This is a genomic window from Aestuariivirga litoralis (assembly GCF_003234965.1).
GTDB lineage: Bacteria > Pseudomonadota > Alphaproteobacteria > Rhizobiales > Aestuariivirgaceae > Aestuariivirga > Aestuariivirga litoralis.
Genome location: NZ_QKVK01000002.1, coordinates 484198 through 499766, shown reverse-complemented (window position 1 = coordinate 499766; position 15569 = coordinate 484198). Strand labels below are relative to the sequence as shown.

General features: G+C 66.6%; 14 protein-coding genes. 6 read left to right on the top strand and 8 right to left on the bottom strand.

Annotation, left to right across the window (positions count from 1 at the left end):
• Positions 1–2: 2 nt before the first annotated feature.
• Entirely contained in the window at positions 3–785 is a 783-nt protein-coding gene (locus tag DK847_RS06300; RefSeq protein ID WP_111196934.1) for a cyclase family protein, read from the bottom strand.
• A gap of 124 nt (positions 786–909) precedes the next feature.
• Positions 910–2490: a phytoene desaturase family protein gene (locus DK847_RS06295; protein ID WP_111196932.1), complete on the bottom strand. Its 1581-nt coding sequence runs from the start codon at positions 2488–2490 to the stop codon at positions 910–912.
• A gap of 212 nt (positions 2491–2702) precedes the next feature.
• Here DK847_RS06295 and DK847_RS06290 point away from each other — a divergent pair, with 212 nt between their 5' ends.
• The gene (locus tag DK847_RS06290) at positions 2703–3290 is read left to right on the top strand and encodes a VOC family protein (RefSeq protein WP_111197290.1); all 588 of its coding nucleotides are present in this window, start codon (positions 2703–2705) and stop codon (positions 3288–3290) included.
• 79 nt (positions 3291–3369) lie between these two features.
• Positions 3370–3822: an acyl-CoA thioesterase gene (locus DK847_RS06285; RefSeq protein WP_111196930.1), complete on the top strand. Its 453-nt coding sequence runs from the start codon at positions 3370–3372 to the stop codon at positions 3820–3822.
• A gap of 67 nt (positions 3823–3889) precedes the next feature.
• Here the strand turns inward: DK847_RS06285 and DK847_RS06280 are convergent, their stop codons facing one another.
• The 5 genes from DK847_RS06280 to DK847_RS06260 are packed head-to-tail and all read right to left on the bottom strand — an operon-like array spanning position 3890 to position 8990.
• Complete coding sequence (locus DK847_RS06280) at positions 3890–4300, bottom strand: RidA family protein (protein WP_111196929.1); 411 nt, start codon at positions 4298–4300, stop codon at positions 3890–3892.
• A gap of 2 nt (positions 4301–4302) precedes the next feature.
• The gene (locus tag DK847_RS06275; protein ID WP_111196928.1) at positions 4303–5442 is read right to left on the bottom strand and encodes an acyl-CoA dehydrogenase family protein; all 1140 of its coding nucleotides are present in this window, start codon (positions 5440–5442) and stop codon (positions 4303–4305) included.
• A 1-nt stretch (position 5443) separates the two neighbouring features.
• Positions 5444–6256: an enoyl-CoA hydratase family protein gene (locus tag DK847_RS06270; protein ID WP_111196927.1), complete on the bottom strand. Its 813-nt coding sequence runs from the start codon at positions 6254–6256 to the stop codon at positions 5444–5446.
• Entirely contained in the window at positions 6253–6708 is a 456-nt protein-coding gene (locus DK847_RS06265) for a MarR family winged helix-turn-helix transcriptional regulator (protein ID WP_111196926.1), read from the bottom strand. Before DK847_RS06265 ends, DK847_RS06270 begins: the two co-directional genes overlap by 4 nt.
• On the bottom strand, positions 6705–8990 hold the full coding sequence (locus tag DK847_RS06260; RefSeq protein ID WP_111196925.1) for a bifunctional salicylyl-CoA 5-hydroxylase/oxidoreductase: 2286 nt from the start codon (positions 8988–8990) through the stop codon (positions 6705–6707). The genes DK847_RS06265 and DK847_RS06260 overlap by 4 nt, the downstream gene beginning before the upstream one ends.
• 111 nt (positions 8991–9101) lie before the next feature.
• Between DK847_RS06260 and DK847_RS06255 the strand changes: the two genes are divergently transcribed.
• Genes DK847_RS06255 through pcaF form a run of 3 tightly spaced genes read left to right on the top strand, consistent with a single transcriptional unit; the run spans position 9102 to position 12201 of the window.
• Complete coding sequence (locus tag DK847_RS06255; RefSeq protein WP_111196924.1) at positions 9102–9860, top strand: enoyl-CoA hydratase-related protein; 759 nt, start codon at positions 9102–9104, stop codon at positions 9858–9860.
• Positions 9857–10990 (top strand): 3-hydroxyacyl-CoA dehydrogenase, encoded by a 1134-nt coding sequence (locus tag DK847_RS06250; protein WP_111196923.1) that lies wholly within the window; start codon positions 9857–9859, stop codon positions 10988–10990. The genes DK847_RS06255 and DK847_RS06250 overlap by 4 nt, the downstream gene beginning before the upstream one ends.
• Before the next feature lie 8 nt (positions 10991–10998).
• Entirely contained in the window at positions 10999–12201 is a 1203-nt protein-coding gene (pcaF, locus tag DK847_RS06245) for a 3-oxoadipyl-CoA thiolase (RefSeq protein WP_111196922.1), read from the top strand.
• A gap of 6 nt (positions 12202–12207) precedes the next feature.
• Here the strand turns inward: pcaF and DK847_RS06240 are convergent, their stop codons facing one another.
• Entirely contained in the window at positions 12208–13926 is a 1719-nt protein-coding gene (locus tag DK847_RS06240; protein ID WP_111197288.1) for a PHA/PHB synthase family protein, read from the bottom strand.
• A gap of 289 nt (positions 13927–14215) precedes the next feature.
• On the opposite strand from DK847_RS06240, the gene urtA reads away from it, so the two are divergent.
• Positions 14216–15508 (top strand): urea ABC transporter substrate-binding protein, encoded by a 1293-nt coding sequence (urtA, locus tag DK847_RS06235; protein WP_111196920.1) that lies wholly within the window; start codon positions 14216–14218, stop codon positions 15506–15508.
• Positions 15509–15569 lie beyond the last annotated feature (61 nt).

The window sequence follows — 15569 nt, the reverse complement described above, 5'->3', positions numbered from 1 at the left end:
GCTTACTTGCCGACCAGCGCCAGCACGCGCAGCGGGCTGCCCGTGCCGTGCTTGATCTTCAGCGGCGCCGCGATGATCACCGCACCCTTCGGCGGCAGCTTGTCGAGGTTGCACAGCGAGGCGAGGCCATAGCGGTTGTTCTTGTGCATCAGGTTATGGGCAGGGAAGGGCGGTGTCATGCCGCCAGCCGAGCCCGCATCCGTGCCCACCGTTTCGGAACCCCAGCCGGTGATGCCCTTGTCGATCAGGTACTGGATCGCCTCGGCCGTCGGGCCCGGCGAATGCGGGCCGTTCTCGTCGGCATTGAGGAAGTCCTTCTCGCTGCCATTGCGCTTGTACCAGTCGGTGCGCATCACGACCCAGGAGCCCTTTTCGATCTGGCCGTGCTTGGCTTCCCAGGCCTTGATGTGGTCGACCGTCAGCAGGAAGTCCGGGTTCTTCGCCACTTCGGCGCTGCAGTCGATGACGTTGAGCGGGCCGACGAAATTCTGCGCCGGAATGGTGTCGGTGGCGCCGTCCGGATAGTCCTTGCCGGTGATCCAGTGCTGCGGCGCATCGAAATGCGTGCCCGAATGCTCGCCCAGCTTCAGCCAGTTCCACGCCCAGAAGGGGCCCTTGTCGTCGTAATGCGAAATGGTGTGGATCTCGACGGCGGGCGTGTTGAGGCCGATCTGCGGCGGCAGCTTGATCAGCGGCGTCTCGGGGCCGAGCACGGCGGTGAGATCGACCACCTCGACGCGGCCCGAGAGCAGCGCGGAAGCAAGTTCGGTAACGGCGTTGGACATGGGCGTTTCCTCGTTGGTTGATGGCGGAAGGCTATTTCATTCCCATGAAAACGCAAGCATCAGAAATGCTGGAAATGCTGGCTTTTTCGCAGGTGCAGCAACGACTTCCATGCGCAGGCACGCATCAGCTGCCGCCGAGCATTTTCCCCAGCAGATAGCCCGAGCCCGCGCCCGTGCCCGCCCCCGGCCAGGTGGCGGCCCCGCACATGTAGAGCCGCTCCAGCGGCATCTTGTAGCGCGAGTATCCCGCAACGGGGCGGAACAGGAAGTTCTGGTCCAGCTGGTGGCTGCCCGAAAGATTGTCGCCGCCGACGAGGCAGGGATTCTCCTCCTCGAGATCATCGGGCGAGAACACCGCGCGGCCGAGGATCTTCTCCCGCGTGCCCGGCGCGAACTGCTCGATGATTGACACCACGCGGTCGGCATAGGCCTCCTTGATCGCGCCCCACTGCGTCTCGCCGATCAGGCCCGCTGCATCACCCGTCACATGCTTCGGCAGCACGCGCACCTGAACCCACAGGATGTGCTTGCCATCCGGCGCGCGGGAGGGATCGACCGTGGTCGGCTGGCCCACCACCAGCACCGGCTTCCCGGGCAGCAGCCCGTCCATCGCCTCCCCGTAGGCGCGGTTCATGTAGGCAAAGTCGGGCGCGATGTGCACATAGGCGAAGTCCTTGAGTTCCGCTCCCGCCGCCCAGTCCGGCAGCCCATCCATGGCGAGGTGCACCATCATGGTGCCGGGGCCGGGGCGGAAGGCCTTGAACTTGGCGTCGACCGCAGGCTTGCCCGTGCCATTGGGCAGCATCTTGCCGAACAGCAGCCGCGGCGTGACATTGGCGATCACTGCCTTGCGCGCCGTGATCATGCGGCCATCGGCAAGCCGGATGCCGCTGGCACTGCCCGCTGAATGAACGACCTCCGCCACCGGCGCATCGAGGTGCAGCGCGCCGCCGAGTTCGCCGAGATAACCCGTCAGTGCCCGGATCATCGTGTCGGCACCGCCCTGGCCGATCACCATGCCGAAGGCCTGGTTGGTCATGGATTCGAGATAGGGAAACAGCGCGCCGCCGGACACATCCGGCGGGAAATCGAGGTGCAGGCCCCAGGCGGCAAGAGTCGCCTTCACCTTGTCATTGCGGAAATGCATGTCGGCCCAGGTCCGCGTCGGCAGGGTGAGGAAGCGCAGCATGTCCAGCGTCCAGGCCGTGCCGTTCTCGCGCCACGCCTTCCAGATCACTTTCGCCGTCGCCCAGCTCGGCATGGCATTGCCGAGAAGCCCGAAGATGTGCGGCGCATCCTTGCCGAAGCGCTGCATCATCGCATCCCAGGCCTCGGCGTCACCGGGGTCCAGCGCGTTGAGCCGCGCCATGGTGAGGGCAGGGTCCTTCGACACACCGAACCAGGTGCGGTCGGGGAAGACCGACGCAAAGCAATGTGCAGCGGGGGCAAAGCCCAGGCCGTGGCGGCCAAGCCCTTCGCCATGCTCGCGCAGGAAGGGCGATCCCGCGAACATCGAGAGGTTCATGGCTGCAAGGTCATGGCGGAAACCCGGCAGCGTCACCGCGCGCGTCTTCACCGCACCGCCGGCTTCGCCATTGGCCTCGAACACGCCAACGCTCCAGCCGCGCTTGGCCAGGTGAACCGCTGCCGCCAGCCCATTGTGGCCCGCACCGATGATCACCGCGTCGAATGTGGACGTCGCCATGCCGAATGCTCCGCTCTATGGCGGAAGCTTCCAACAGCGGTCTCGGACGGTCAATCCGAAAATACATGCAGATGGATGGAAACATCTCCTTGCACCCCGCGTGATGCTGTCATTTGCGGAATCGATCTTGTGCAGATGGATGTTTTGTGACCGAAATGGCAGCGAGCCTGCAGATAAGCCGGCCGATCACGCAATTGGAGGAACCACCCATGATGAAGCGCGCCTTTCTGGCAGCCTCTGCGCTGCTGCTGAGCCTCTCTGCCGCCCAAGCCGCCATGCCTGGCATGCGCGGGCATGACCACACCGGCATCACCGTCCCCGACATGGACCAGGCCGTCACCTTCTTCACCGATATCCTCGGCTGCCAGAAGGCCATGTCCTTCGGCCCCTTCGCCGATGACAAGGGCACCTTCATGACCGACCTGCTGGGCGTCGACTCCAAGGCCGTCATCGAGCAGATCACGCTCATGCGCTGCGGCTTCGGCTCCAACATCGAGCTGTTCAAGTACAAGGCCCCCGGCCAGCGCAGCCTGGACCAGAAGAACAGCGACATCGGCGCCTTCCACATCGCCTTCTATGTCGATGACATCAAGGCCGCCAAGGCCTTCCTCGACGAGAAGGGGGTGGTCACGCGCCTCGGGCCGCTGCCGGTGGACCAGGGCCCCGCCGCCGGCCAGGCCATCCTGTACTTCCAGTCGCCCTGGGGCCTGCAGCTCGAGGCCATCACCTATCCCAATGGCATGGCCTATGAGAAGGACGGCGGCCCGGTGCTGTGGTCGCCGAAGGACCCCGCCAAGTAAGCTGGCATTTACCCTCTCGCATGTTACAGTCGCGCCGGGCATGGCGACGTGCCCGGCGCTTCACATTCGGGACCCTGCCATGGCCGTCAGCTTCACCACCGATCGCATGCTCCGCTTCGGCGACTGCGACATCTCGGGCACCGCCTATTATCCGTCCTATCTCAACCTGCTCAACGGCGTGGTGGAGGAGTTCTGGTCGTGGATCGGCTATCCCTGGCACGAGATCATCTGGAAGGAGCGCTGGGGCACGCCCACGGTGCACCTGACCTGCAATTTCTCGAAGCCCTCCTTCTTCGGCGACAAGCTCACCTTCCGCGTCACGGTGAAGAAGGTGGGCCGCTCCTCGGTGGCGCTCGACCATGAGATCTGGTGCGGCGACGAGCTGCGCTGGACGGTGCATCAGGTTCTTGCCGCAAGCTGGCTCGACAAGCACACTTCGATGACCTGGCCCGACGACGTGCGCGCCAAGCTGATGAGCTTCCTGCCGAAGGACGATGCCGCGAACCCGCACCAGCCGGTGCAGCGCGGCTGATCTATCGCGCAGACGTCCTCTCCCGCAAGGCGGGGCAGGTGAGGGGACGTCAGAGCACGGAGCAGTCTTATCCCTCCGGCACCACCGCCGTCGCCTCGATCTCCACCTTGGCGCGGTCCTCGACCAGGGCCACCACCTGCACCAGCGCCATGGCCGGGAAGTGCTTGCCGATGATCTCGCGATAGACGCGGCCCAGCTCCTTCAGCCGCGCCAGGTATTCCCGCTTGTCGGTGACATACCAGGTGAGGCGCACGATGTGCTCCGGCCCCGCCCCCGCCTCCGCCAGCACGGCCACGATGTTGCGCAGCGTCTGCGCCACCTGGTCGATGAAGTCGTCGGACTCGAATTCCTGCTGCGCGTTCCAGCCGATGAGGCCGCCGCAGAAGATCATGCGGCCCGAAGCGGCCACGCCATTGGCATAGCCCAGCGCCGGCTTCCAGTTGCGCGGGTGAAGGAACTCATGTGGTGACTCACCCATCTTCAGCCTCCCAGCACGGCGCGGGCGATGATCACGCGCTGCACATCGCTTGCGCCCTCGTAAATGCGCAGCGCGCGGATCTCGCGGTAGAGATGCTCCACCACGCTGCCACTCTTCACGCCATCGCCGCCATGCAGCTGCACCGCCATGTCGATCACGCGCTGCGCAGCCTCCGTCGCGTCGAGCTTGGCCATCGAGGCCTCGCGCGTGATGCGCGGCGCACCTGAGTCCTTGGTCCAGGCGGCGCGATAGACGAGCAATGCCGCAGCATCGATGTCGAGCGCCATGTCGGCGATGTGGCCCTGCACCATCTGCAGGTCAGCGAGCGGCGCCCCGCCCACCTTGCGCGTCTTCACCCGGGTCAGCGTCTCGTCCAGCGCGCGGCGCGCGAAACCAAGTGCGGCGGCACCGACCGTGGAGCGGAACACGTCCAGCACCGACATGGCGATCTTGAAGCCATCCCCCGGCTTGCCGATCAGCGCAGCCTCGGGCACTTCCACAGTGTCGAAATCGAGCAGCGCCAGCGGATGCGGCGCCATCACGTCGATGCGCGCGGCAACGCGCAGGCCCTTGGTGTCCGCCGGCACGAGGAAGGCGGAGAGCCCCTTCGCCCCCGGCGCCTCGCCGGTGCGGGCGAAGACGACATAGACATCCGCGATGCCGCCATTGGAGATGTAGGTCTTCTCGCCCCTCAGCACGAAGCCGCCCTGCACGCGCGTTGCCGTCATCTTCGCAGCGGCGGCATCGGACCCCGCCTCGGGCTCGGTGATCGCAAACCCCGCGATCGCCGCGCCGCTGCGGGTGCGGGCGAGCCACTGCTTCTGCTCGGGCGTGCCGAACAGCGTCACCGCCCCCATGCCGAGGCCCTGCATGGCAAAGGAGAATTCGGCAAGCCCGTCATATTGCGCGATGGTCTCGCGGATCAGGCACAGCGTGCGCACATCGAGCCTCTCGCCATCGGCAGCGCCCGTGTGTTTAAGCCAGCCGGATGCACCGAGCGTCTTCACATGCGCGCGGCAGGCCGTGTCCACGTCATCATGATGGCCGGTGAGATTGGCCCGACACCAGGCATGAAGCTCCTCCGCCAGTGCCTTGTGGCGCGGCTCGAAAAAGGGCCAGTCGAGATATGTCGTGTCCGCCATCTCAGTTCCCCTCGAAGACCGGCTTCTGCTTGGCCACGAAGGCCCGGTAGGCGCGCTCGAAATCCCTGGTCTGCATGCAGATGGCCTGGGCCTGCGCCTCCGCCTCGATCGCCTGTTCGAGGCCCATGTTCCATTCCTGGTTCAGCTGCGTCTTGGTCATGCCATGGGCGAAGGTGGGGCCTGCGGCAAGGGCGCGGGCGAGCTTCATCGCTTCAGCCTCCAGTGCAGCCGCATCATGCAGCGCATTCCAGAAGCCCCAGCGCTCACCCTCCGCCGCCGTCATCACCCGGCCCGTATAGAGAAGTTCCGCCGCGCGCCCCTGCCCGATGATGCGCGGCAGCATGGCACAGGCCCCCATGTCGCAGCCCGCGAGCCCCACGCGCGTGAACAGGAAGGCGGCCTTGGCCTCCGGTGTCGCCAGCCGCATGTCGGAGGCCATGGCGACGATGGCGCCGGCCCCGACACACACGCCATCGACCGCCGCGATGATCGGCTTGCCGCAGGCGATCATGGCCTTCACCAGATCGCCCGTCATGCGGGTGAAGGCGAGGAGGCCCTTCATGTCGAGCCCGACCAGCGGCCCAATGATGTCATGCACGTCGCCGCCCGAGCAGAAATTGCCGCCGTTCGAGGCGAAGACGACGACATCCACGTCCGTCGCATAGACGAGGTTGCGGAAGGTGTCGCGCAGCTCGGCATAGCTCTCGAAGGTGAGCGGGTTCTTGCGGTCCGGACGGTTGAGCCGCACCACCGCGATGCGGTCATTGACCACCCACAGGAAATGCTGCGGCTTGAATGAAGCCAGCGACGTCATGCCTTGTCTCCCTTGCCCATGCGCTTCAACAGCGCCGTGACCTGTTCCACGTCCTGCTCGCTCAGGTCGCTGAACAGGGCATTGATCTCACGCTCATGGTCCGCCGCCAAGCGCTCGAACTGGCGCAAGCCCTCGGGCGTGAGCGCCACATAGACGGTGCGGCGGTCGGTCTCCGATGCCGTGCGGCGCACCAGCCCGTCCTTCTCCAGCCGGTCGACCACGGCCGTCGCGTTGCCGTTGGAGACGAGCAGCATGCGGCTCAGCTCCGACATGGTGGCCCCGTCGCGGCGGCGGTAGAGCGCTGCCATCACGTCGAAGCGCGGCAGCGTGGTGCCGTGCTCGACGCGGAGATATTCGCGCAGGCTGCTCTCGGCGGCGCGCGCGACGCCGAGGAGCCTGATCCACATCTTCAGGCGGCGTTTCGACAGCGGGTCGATGTCGGGCGCGGTCATGCGCGGATCGCCTCGGTGGACTTGGCCCTGAGCCGGAAGGCCTGGTCGCGTCCGCGCAGATAGGGCAGCGGCCACTCGCTTGCCTGGTCACCCATCTGCACCGCCGCATGCAGCGTCCAGTAGGGGTCGGCCAGGTGCGGCCGCGCCAGGCAGACGAGGTCGGCCCGGCCGGCGAGCAGGATCGAGTTCACCTGGTCGGCCTCGGTGATGTTGCCCACCGCCATGGTGGCAATCCCCGCCTCGTTGCGGATGCGGTCGCTGAACGGCGTCTGGAACATCCGGCCATAGACGGGCCTCGCGTCGATCGTGGTCTGCCCGGCCGAGACGTCGATGATGTCGGCCCCTGCGCCGTGGAACATCTTCGCCACCGTGACGGCATCCTCCGGGGTGATGCCATCCGCCCCCACCCAGTCGGTGGCGGAAATGCGCACCGACATCGGCTTCTCCTCGCCCCAGGCCTGGCGCATGGCGCGGAACACCTCGAGCGGCCAGCGCATGCGGTTCTCGAGGCTGCCGCCATAGTCATCCGTGCGGCGGTTCGAGACGGGTGAGATGAAGCTCGAGATCAGGTAGCCGTGCGCCGCATGGAGTTCCACCATGTCGAAGCCCGCGCGCTTCGCCATTTCGGTGGCGGCGACGAACTGCGCGGTGACCTTGTCCATGTGGCCCCGAGTCATCTCGCGCGGTGCCTTGTGCTTCGGCGACCAGGCGATGGCGGAGGGACCGATCGTCTCCCAGCCACCCGTGGCGAGCGGCATCTCGTCATCCTCCCACGGCACCTGCACCGAGGCCTTGCGGCCCGCATGCCCGATCTGGCAGCAGATCTTCGCGGTCGTCTCGGCATGGACGAATTCGACGAGGCGCTTCCACAGCGCCTCGTGTTCCGGTGCGTAAAGCCCCGGGCAGCCCGGCGTGATGCGGCCGTCGGGAGAGACGCAGGCCATCTCGGTATAGACCAGCCCCGCACCACCCTTGGCGCGCTCGGCATAATGCACGAAGTGCCAGTCGGTGGGGCAGCCGTCGACCGCCTTGTATTGCGCCATGGGCGAGACGACGAGGCGGTTCTTGAGCCTCATGTCGCGCAGCCGGAACGGCGCGAACATCGGCGCACGGCCCTTTTGCCCGCCCGCCTGTTCCTGGAACCAGTCCTCGGCCTCGCGCAGCCATTTCGGGTCGCGCAATCGCAGGTTCTCGTGGCTGATGCGCTGGCTGCGGGTGAGCAGCGAATAGGCGAACTGCAGCGGCGGCAGGTCGAGGTAGCGTTCCACCTGCTCGAACCATTCGAGGCTGTTCCGCGCGGCGGACTGCAGGCGCAGCACCTCGACGCGCCGCTCGTCCTGGTAGCGCTGGAAGGCCTGCTCCATCGTCGGCTCGGAGTGGAGATAGTCCGCCAGCGCAATGGCACTGTCGAAGGCCAGCCGCGATCCAGAGCCGATGGAGAAATGCCCCGTTGCTGCCGCATCGCCCATCAGCACGATGTTGTTGTGATACCAGCGTTCGCAGATCACCCGCGGAAACTGCATCCACACGGCGGAGCCGCGCAGGTGCGCGGCATTCGACATCAGTTCATGGCCGCCGAGGTGCTTGGCGAAGATCGCCTCGCAGGTGGCGATGGTCTCCTCCTTCGACATGTCCGCGAAGCCCCAGCGATCCCAGGTCTCCGGCAGGCATTCGACGATGAAGGTCGCGGTGTCCGCATCGAACTGGTAGACATGCGCCCACACCCAGCCATGCGCGGTGTTCTCGAAAATGAAGGTGAAGGCATCGTCGAATTTCTGGTGCGTGCCGAGCCAGATGAACTTGCACAGCCGCATGTCGATGTCCGGCCTGAAGACCCCGGCGAATTCCTTGCGCACCACCGAATTGATGCCATCGCAGGCGACCACCAGGTCATACTCCTTCGCATATTCCTCGGCCGACTTGAACTCGGTCTCGAACCGCAGGTCCACGCCCAGTTCGCGGGCGCGTGCCTGCAGCAGGATCAGCATCTGCTTCCTCCCGATGCCCGCAAAGCCGTGGCCACCGGAAACGGTGCGCTGGCCGTCATGCACCACGGCGATGTCGTCCCAGTAGGCGAAATGACTGCGGATGGCCTCGGTGCTCTTGGGGTCGTTCTTCTGCATGCGCGAGAGCGCGTCGTCGGACAGCACCACACCCCAGCCGAACGTGTCATTGGCGCGGTTCCGCTCCAGCACGGTCACCTCATGCGCCGGGTCGCGCAGCTTCATCGAGATCGCGAAATAAAGTCCGGCGGGGCCGCCGCCGAGGCACAGGATGCGCATGCGAAAATCTCCCGGTGAGCAGGGTTCGGTGAGGCTCGCACGCAGATTTTAATATTTCAAGTTCAAAATATTCGAACTTGAAATTTCTCTCCGCGGGGGCATCATGCCGGCATGGACACCCTGCTCATCGACCGCCACGACGGCTGGCTGCGGCTCACGCTCAACCGCCCGGCCGCGCGCAACGCGCTCAACACCGAACTGCTGGGCCAGCTCGCCGCCGCGCTGATGGGCGCGGCCGTCAACTCCTCCTGCCGCGCCGTGCTGCTCTGCGGGGCGGAGGGCAATTTCGCGGCGGGCGCCGACATCGGCGAGATCGAACACAAGACCCGGGCGGAAGGTGCCGCGGATCCGCGCAAGGCGCACTGGCAGACCATCCGCGACTTCCGCAAGCCGCTCATCGCCGCGGTCGACGGCTTCGCGCTGGGCGGCGGCTTCGAGCTCGCCCTGATGGCGGACCTCGTCATCGCCGGCGAGACGGCGCGCTTCGGCCTTCCGGAAACCAGCCTCGGCCTGATCCCCGGCGCGGGCGGCGGCCAGCGCCTCCTGTCGCTCGTCGGCCGGGCGCGGGCCAGCCGCATGGTGCTGACGGGCGAGATCATCGATGCCGCCACCGCCGAGGCCTGGGGCATCGCGGCTTGGAGATGCGAAGGCTCCGCCATCCCCGAGGGCGAGAAGCTGGCCGCGAAACTCGCAGCCCGTGCGCCGCTGGCGCTGCAGGCCGCCAAGCGCGCGCTGGTCGATGGCGACGATGATCCGAAAGCCCTCACGCTGGAGCGCAGCCTGTTCGAGAAGCTCCTCGACAGCGCCGACAAGACGGAAGGCATCGCCGCCTTCCGGGAGAAGCGCAAGCCGGAGTTCAGGGGCCAATGACCAAGCCCGTCATTGCCGTGCTGGGCCTCGGCACCATGGGCCTGGGGCTCGCCCAGCTCTATGCGCAGGCCGGGCACCGGATGATCGCCTTCGATGCAATGCCCGCCGCACGCGACAGCGCGAAAGCCCGCCTGACCCAATCCCTCGAACCCCGCGTGACAGCGGGCAAGCTCACCGAGGCCGCGCGCGATGCGATTCTGAACAACATCACCATCACCGACGATCTTGCGGCGCTGAAGGATGCGCGGCTGGTGATCGAGGCCGTCATCGAGGATCTCGGCGTCAAGCAGGCCCTCTTCGCCGAGGTCGAGCGCCATGTGGGCCCCGATGCGGTGCTCGCCACCAACACCTCTTCCCTTTCGGTCGCCGCCATCATGGCCAGGCTCGCGCATCCCGCGCGCGGGCTCGGCCTCCACTTCTTCAACCCCGCACCGGTGATGAAGCTCGTGGAACTCGTCGTGCCGCCCCTTGCATCGTCCGATGCGGTGGATCTCGCGCGCAGCATCACGACGGCGGCAGGCAAGACGGTCATCGCCTGCAGCGATTCGCCGGGCTTCATCGTCAACCGCTGTGCCAGGCCCTATTACGGTGAGGCGCTGGCGATGCTGGAGGAAGGCCGCAGCGCGTCAGACATCGACGCTGCCATGCTCAAGGCCGGTTATCGCCTCGGTCCCTTCGGCCTCATCGACCTGATCGGCGCCGACATCAACCTTGCCGCCACGCGCGGCCTGTCACAGGCAATGAACGGCCATCCCCGCTATCACGTCTTCGCCGCACTCCAGAAACAGGTGGACCACGGCCATCTCGGCCGCAAGTCGGGCCAGGGCTTCCTTCACCCCGCAACACCCGGCGAAGCGCCCGCCGACGGGGCGGAGATCGCGCTGCGCATCGAGGCCACGCTCGCCAACGAGGCCGCCGTCCTCGCGCAGGAGAGCGGGCTCGCGCCGGACGATATCGACACGGCCCTGAAACTCGGCCTCAACTTCCCGCGCGGCCCCTTCGAGTCGGCACGCGCACATGGTGCGGACCGCATCCTTGCAACGCTCACCGCGCGCGAGGCCGCTGCACCCGCGCATCTCAAGGGCCGCTACACAGCTTCGCCCGCGCTCGCGCACTTGATCGGCGCGTGAAAGGACACTTGATGGACGCCTTCATCTGCGACTACCTCCGCACCCCCATCGGCCGCTTCGGCGGCGCGCTCTCCTCCGTGCGCAGCGATGACCTCGCGGCGATCCCCATCAAGGCGCTGATGCAGAAACACGCGTCCCTCGATTGGTCGGCGGTGGATGAAGTCATTCTCGGCTGCGCCAACCAGGCGGGCGAGGACAATCGCAACGTCGCCCGCATGGCGGTGCTGCTGTCGGGCTTGCCCGACAGCGTGCCGGGCGTCACCGTCAATCGCCTCTGCGGCTCCGGCATGGATGCGGTGGCGATCGCCGCGCGCGCCATCAAGGCGGGCGAGATCGATCTTGCCATCGCCGCCGGTGTTGAATCCATGTCGCGCGCACCCTTCGTCATGCCCAAGGCCACCGAAGCCTTTTCGCGCAACGCGGAAGTGCATGACACCACCATCGGCTGGCGCTTCGTGAACCCGGTCATCAAGGCGCAATACGGCATCGACTCCATGCCCGAAACGGCGGAGAACGTCGCCGCCGACTGCGCCATCTCGCGGGCCGACCAGGATGCCTTCGCGCTGCGCTCGCAGACCCGCGCCATCGCCGCGCAAGGCAATGGCCGCTTCGCCCGCGAGATCACGCCGGTCACCCTCCCGCAGCGCAAGGGCGAACCGGTCATCGTCGCGAAGGACGAGCACCCGCGCGCCACCACCCTCGAGCAGCTCGCCAGGCTGCCCACCCCCTTCCGCGCCGGCGGCAGCGTCACGGCCGGCAATGCCTCGGGTGTGAATGATGGCGCGGCCGCCCTGATCATCGCGTCCGAAGCCGCCATGAAGCGCCATGGGCTGCAGCCGCTGGCGCGCATCCTTGGCTTCGCGTCGGCAGGGCTAGCACCGCGCATCATGGGGCTGGGCCCGGTGCCCGCCACGCAGAAGCTCTGCGCAAGGCTCGGCCTCGCCGTCGACCGGTTCGATGTCATCGAGCTCAACGAGGCCTTCGCGGCGCAGGCGCTGGCCGTGCACCGCCAGCTGGGCCTTGCCGATGATGCGGCGCATGTGAACCCCAATGGCGGGGCCATCGCGCTCGGCCATCCGCTCGGCATGTCCGGTGCGCGGCTGGCTGGAACGGCAGCCCTCGACCTCAGCCTGTCAGGCGGCCGTCTGGCACTGGCGACGATGTGCGTGGGGGTGGGCCAGGGCGTGGCGCTGGCGCTGGCGCGGGCGTGATGGGCCTCAGGTGAAGACGTAGCGTCCGGGGGCCGCGCCGAGTTTCGGCATGGCGTCCATGTCCGGCGGCGCCACCATGGCCCTGGTGCCCTTCGCCTCCAGCCAGTCCGCCCAGGCCAGCCACCAGGAGCCCTCGCGCGGCTCTGCCGCTGCGGCCCAGCTCACGGGGTCGACGTATTTGGCATCATGCGCCGCGGTGCCGATGCGGAACGACCGGTGCCTGTGGCCCGGCTCGCTGACGATGCCGGCATTGTGGCCGCCGGTGGTGAGAACGAAGGTCACCTCCGTGTCGGCGAAGAGCCGGAACTTGTAGACCGACTGCCACGGCGCGATGTGGTCCTTCTCGGTTCCGACGAGGAACACCGGCGCATCGATGTCGCGCAGTGCGATCACCCGGCCCTCCACCGCATAGCGCCCTGCGGTGAGCCGGTTCTCGAGGAACAGCCCGCGCAGGTACTGCGAATGCATCAGATAGGGCATGCGCGTCTGGTCGGCGTTCCAGGCCATCAGGTCGGTCATCGCCTCGCGCTCGCCCAGCACGTAGTCATGGATGATGCGCGACAGGATCAGCTCGTTGGAGCGCAGGATGCGGAAGGCCCCCGCCATCTGCTTGGTATCCAGCACGCCCCGGTCCCACATCATGTCCTCGAGGAAGGCCACCTGGCTGTCGTCGACGAACAGCATCAGCTCGCCCGCTTCCGAGAAATCCGTCTGCGCCGCAAGCAGCGACAGCGAGGCCAGCCGCCTGTCGCCGTCGCGCGCCATGGTGGCGGCGGCAATCGCCAGGATGGTGCCGCCCAGGCAATAGCCACAGGCATGGATGCCACGGCCCGGCAGCAGCCGGGTGATCTCGTCCAGCGCTGCCATCACGCCCTTGCTGCGATAATCGTCGAGCGCCAGGTTGCGGTCCTCCGCCGTCGGATTGCGCCAGCTGATCATGAACACCGTGTGCCCGCGCCCGACCAGGAAGCGCACCAGCGAGTTCCCGGGCGACAGGTCGAGGATGTAGTATTTCATGATCCAGGCCGGCACCAGCAGGATGGGCTCCGCCGCAACCGCCTCCGTTGCCGGCCGATAGCAGATCAGTTCCATCAGGTCGTTGCGGAACACCACCTCGCCCGGCGTGGCGGCAAGCGTCTTGCCGACCACGAAGCCTTCGGCGCCCGCCGGCGGCTGGCTGCTCGCCTCGCGCTGCCGGTCCTCGATGAGGTTCTGCAGGCCCTTCGCCAGGCCCGCGCCGCCATCGGCCAGCACCTTCTTCCAGATGTCGGGGTTGATGAAGGGGTTGCTCCACGGCGCCAGCGCATCCAACAGGTGCCGGGTGATGAAGCCCATGCGCGTCTGGTCGATCGTCTGCATGCCGCGCGGCGCCTCTGCGGCGAACACGGCGAGGTGGCTGAGGCCGAGGTACCATTGCCGCAGCAGGTCCAGCGGCGGGGCCTGCCACGCCGGGTCCTCCTGGAAGCTCGTCCAGCCATTGGCGGGGAAGGGGGGCGCCGGGTTCTGCCCGCTCATCTTCGCCGCCGCATAGAGCCACAGCTTGCCGGCGTTCTCCGCCGCGCGCTCCGCCACGTCGAGCTGCGTGCCGGGCGACATGGCATAATGCGTGGCCCAGTCGAGATAGGCCGACCACAGCGCATAGGGCGAGATGCCCTGCGTCACATGCGCCAGCGCGGCGCGCTGCGCGCGGTCGAGCGTTTCGAAGTGGCGGGGCGTGTCGGTCATGGCGGTCATCCAGTTAGTCCAGGCGGCGGCTGGTCATGCTGATCCAGATCAACCGCGCCGCGTTGCTGAGCCTGCCCGCGGCGGGTTAAATATTATGCTGCACCGCAATCAATGAACGTTAATTGTGCAGGCGATGTGACGCAGCGTCTGATGCATTTTTCGGCACTGCAGCATAAGCCGAAGCAAATCAGCCGCATAGCGAGATTGTCCCGGCGCCGGCCGGACTGGCACGCCGGTTGCGATGGCTTCCCCCGGACGAAAGAAACAACAGTCCACGGAGGAAACAGAGATGTCTTTGACCAGGAGAGCTTTTGCGCAGGCAGCGGCCGGCGTGGCGTTGGGTGCGGCCTTCGGCGGCTTCGGCGTGGCGCGCGCGGCGGATGACACGATCAAGGTGGGCGTGCTCCACTCGCTGTCGGGCACCATGGCGATTTCGGAAACGACCCTGAAGGACGTGATGCTGATGCTGATCGAGGAGCAGAACGCCAAGGGCGGCCTGCTCGGCAAGAAGCTCGAGGCGGTGGTGGTCGATCCCGCTTCCGACTGGCCGCTCTTCGCCGAAAAGGCGCGCGAGCTCATCGCCAAGGACAAGGTGGCGGCGGTCTTCGGCTGCTGGACGAGCGTGTCGCGCAAGTCGGTGCTGCCCGTCTTCAAGGAACTCAACAGCATCCTCTTCTACCCCGTGCAATATGAGGGTGAGGAGTCGGAGCGCAACGTCTTCTACACCGGTGCCGCGCCCAACCAGCAGGCCATTCCGGCGGTCGACTACCTGCTCGACAACGAGAAGGTCCAGCGCTGGGTGCTGGCCGGCACTGACTATGTCTACCCGCGCACCACCAACAAGATCCTCGAGGCCTACCTGAAGTCCAAGGGTGTCGCCGAGGAAGACATCATGATCAACTACACGCCCTTCGGCCAGTCCGACTGGCAGACCATCGTCTCCGACATCAAGAAATTCGGCTCGGCGGGCAAGAAGACGGCGGTCGTCTCCACCATCAACGGCGATGCCAACGTGCCCTTCTACAAGGAACTCGCCAACCAGGGCGTCTCGGCGGAAGACATTCCCGTCGTCGCCTTCTCGGTGGGCGAGGAGGAACTCGCCGGCATCGACACCGGGCCGCTCGTCGGCCATCTCGCGGCGTGGAACTACTTCCAGTCGGTCGACACCCCTGAGAATGCCGAGTTCATCAAGAAGTGGAAGGCCTTCACCAAGAACGACAAGCGCGTCACCAACGACCCGATGGAGGCCCATTACATCGGCTTCAACATGTGGGTGAAGGCGGTCGAGAAGGCCGGCACCACGGACCCCGACAAGGTCATCGATGCGTTGATCGGCATCTCGGTGCCCAACCTCTCCGGCGGCTTCTCCACCATGATGCCGAACCACCACATCACCAAGCCGGTGCTGATCGGCGAGGTGCAGGAGAACGGGCAATTCGACATCGTGTGGTCCACACCCGGCCTCGTCGTCGGCGACGAGTGGTCGGACTTCCTGCCGGAATCGAAGCCGCTCATCTCCGACTGGCGGGCGCCCATGTCCTGCGGCAACTTCAACACCGCCACCGGCAAGTGCGGCGCCTGACATCTCCCGACCCGTTCCTCTCCCCCGTCGGGGGAGAGGGCAGGGTGAGGATCTGCACCAC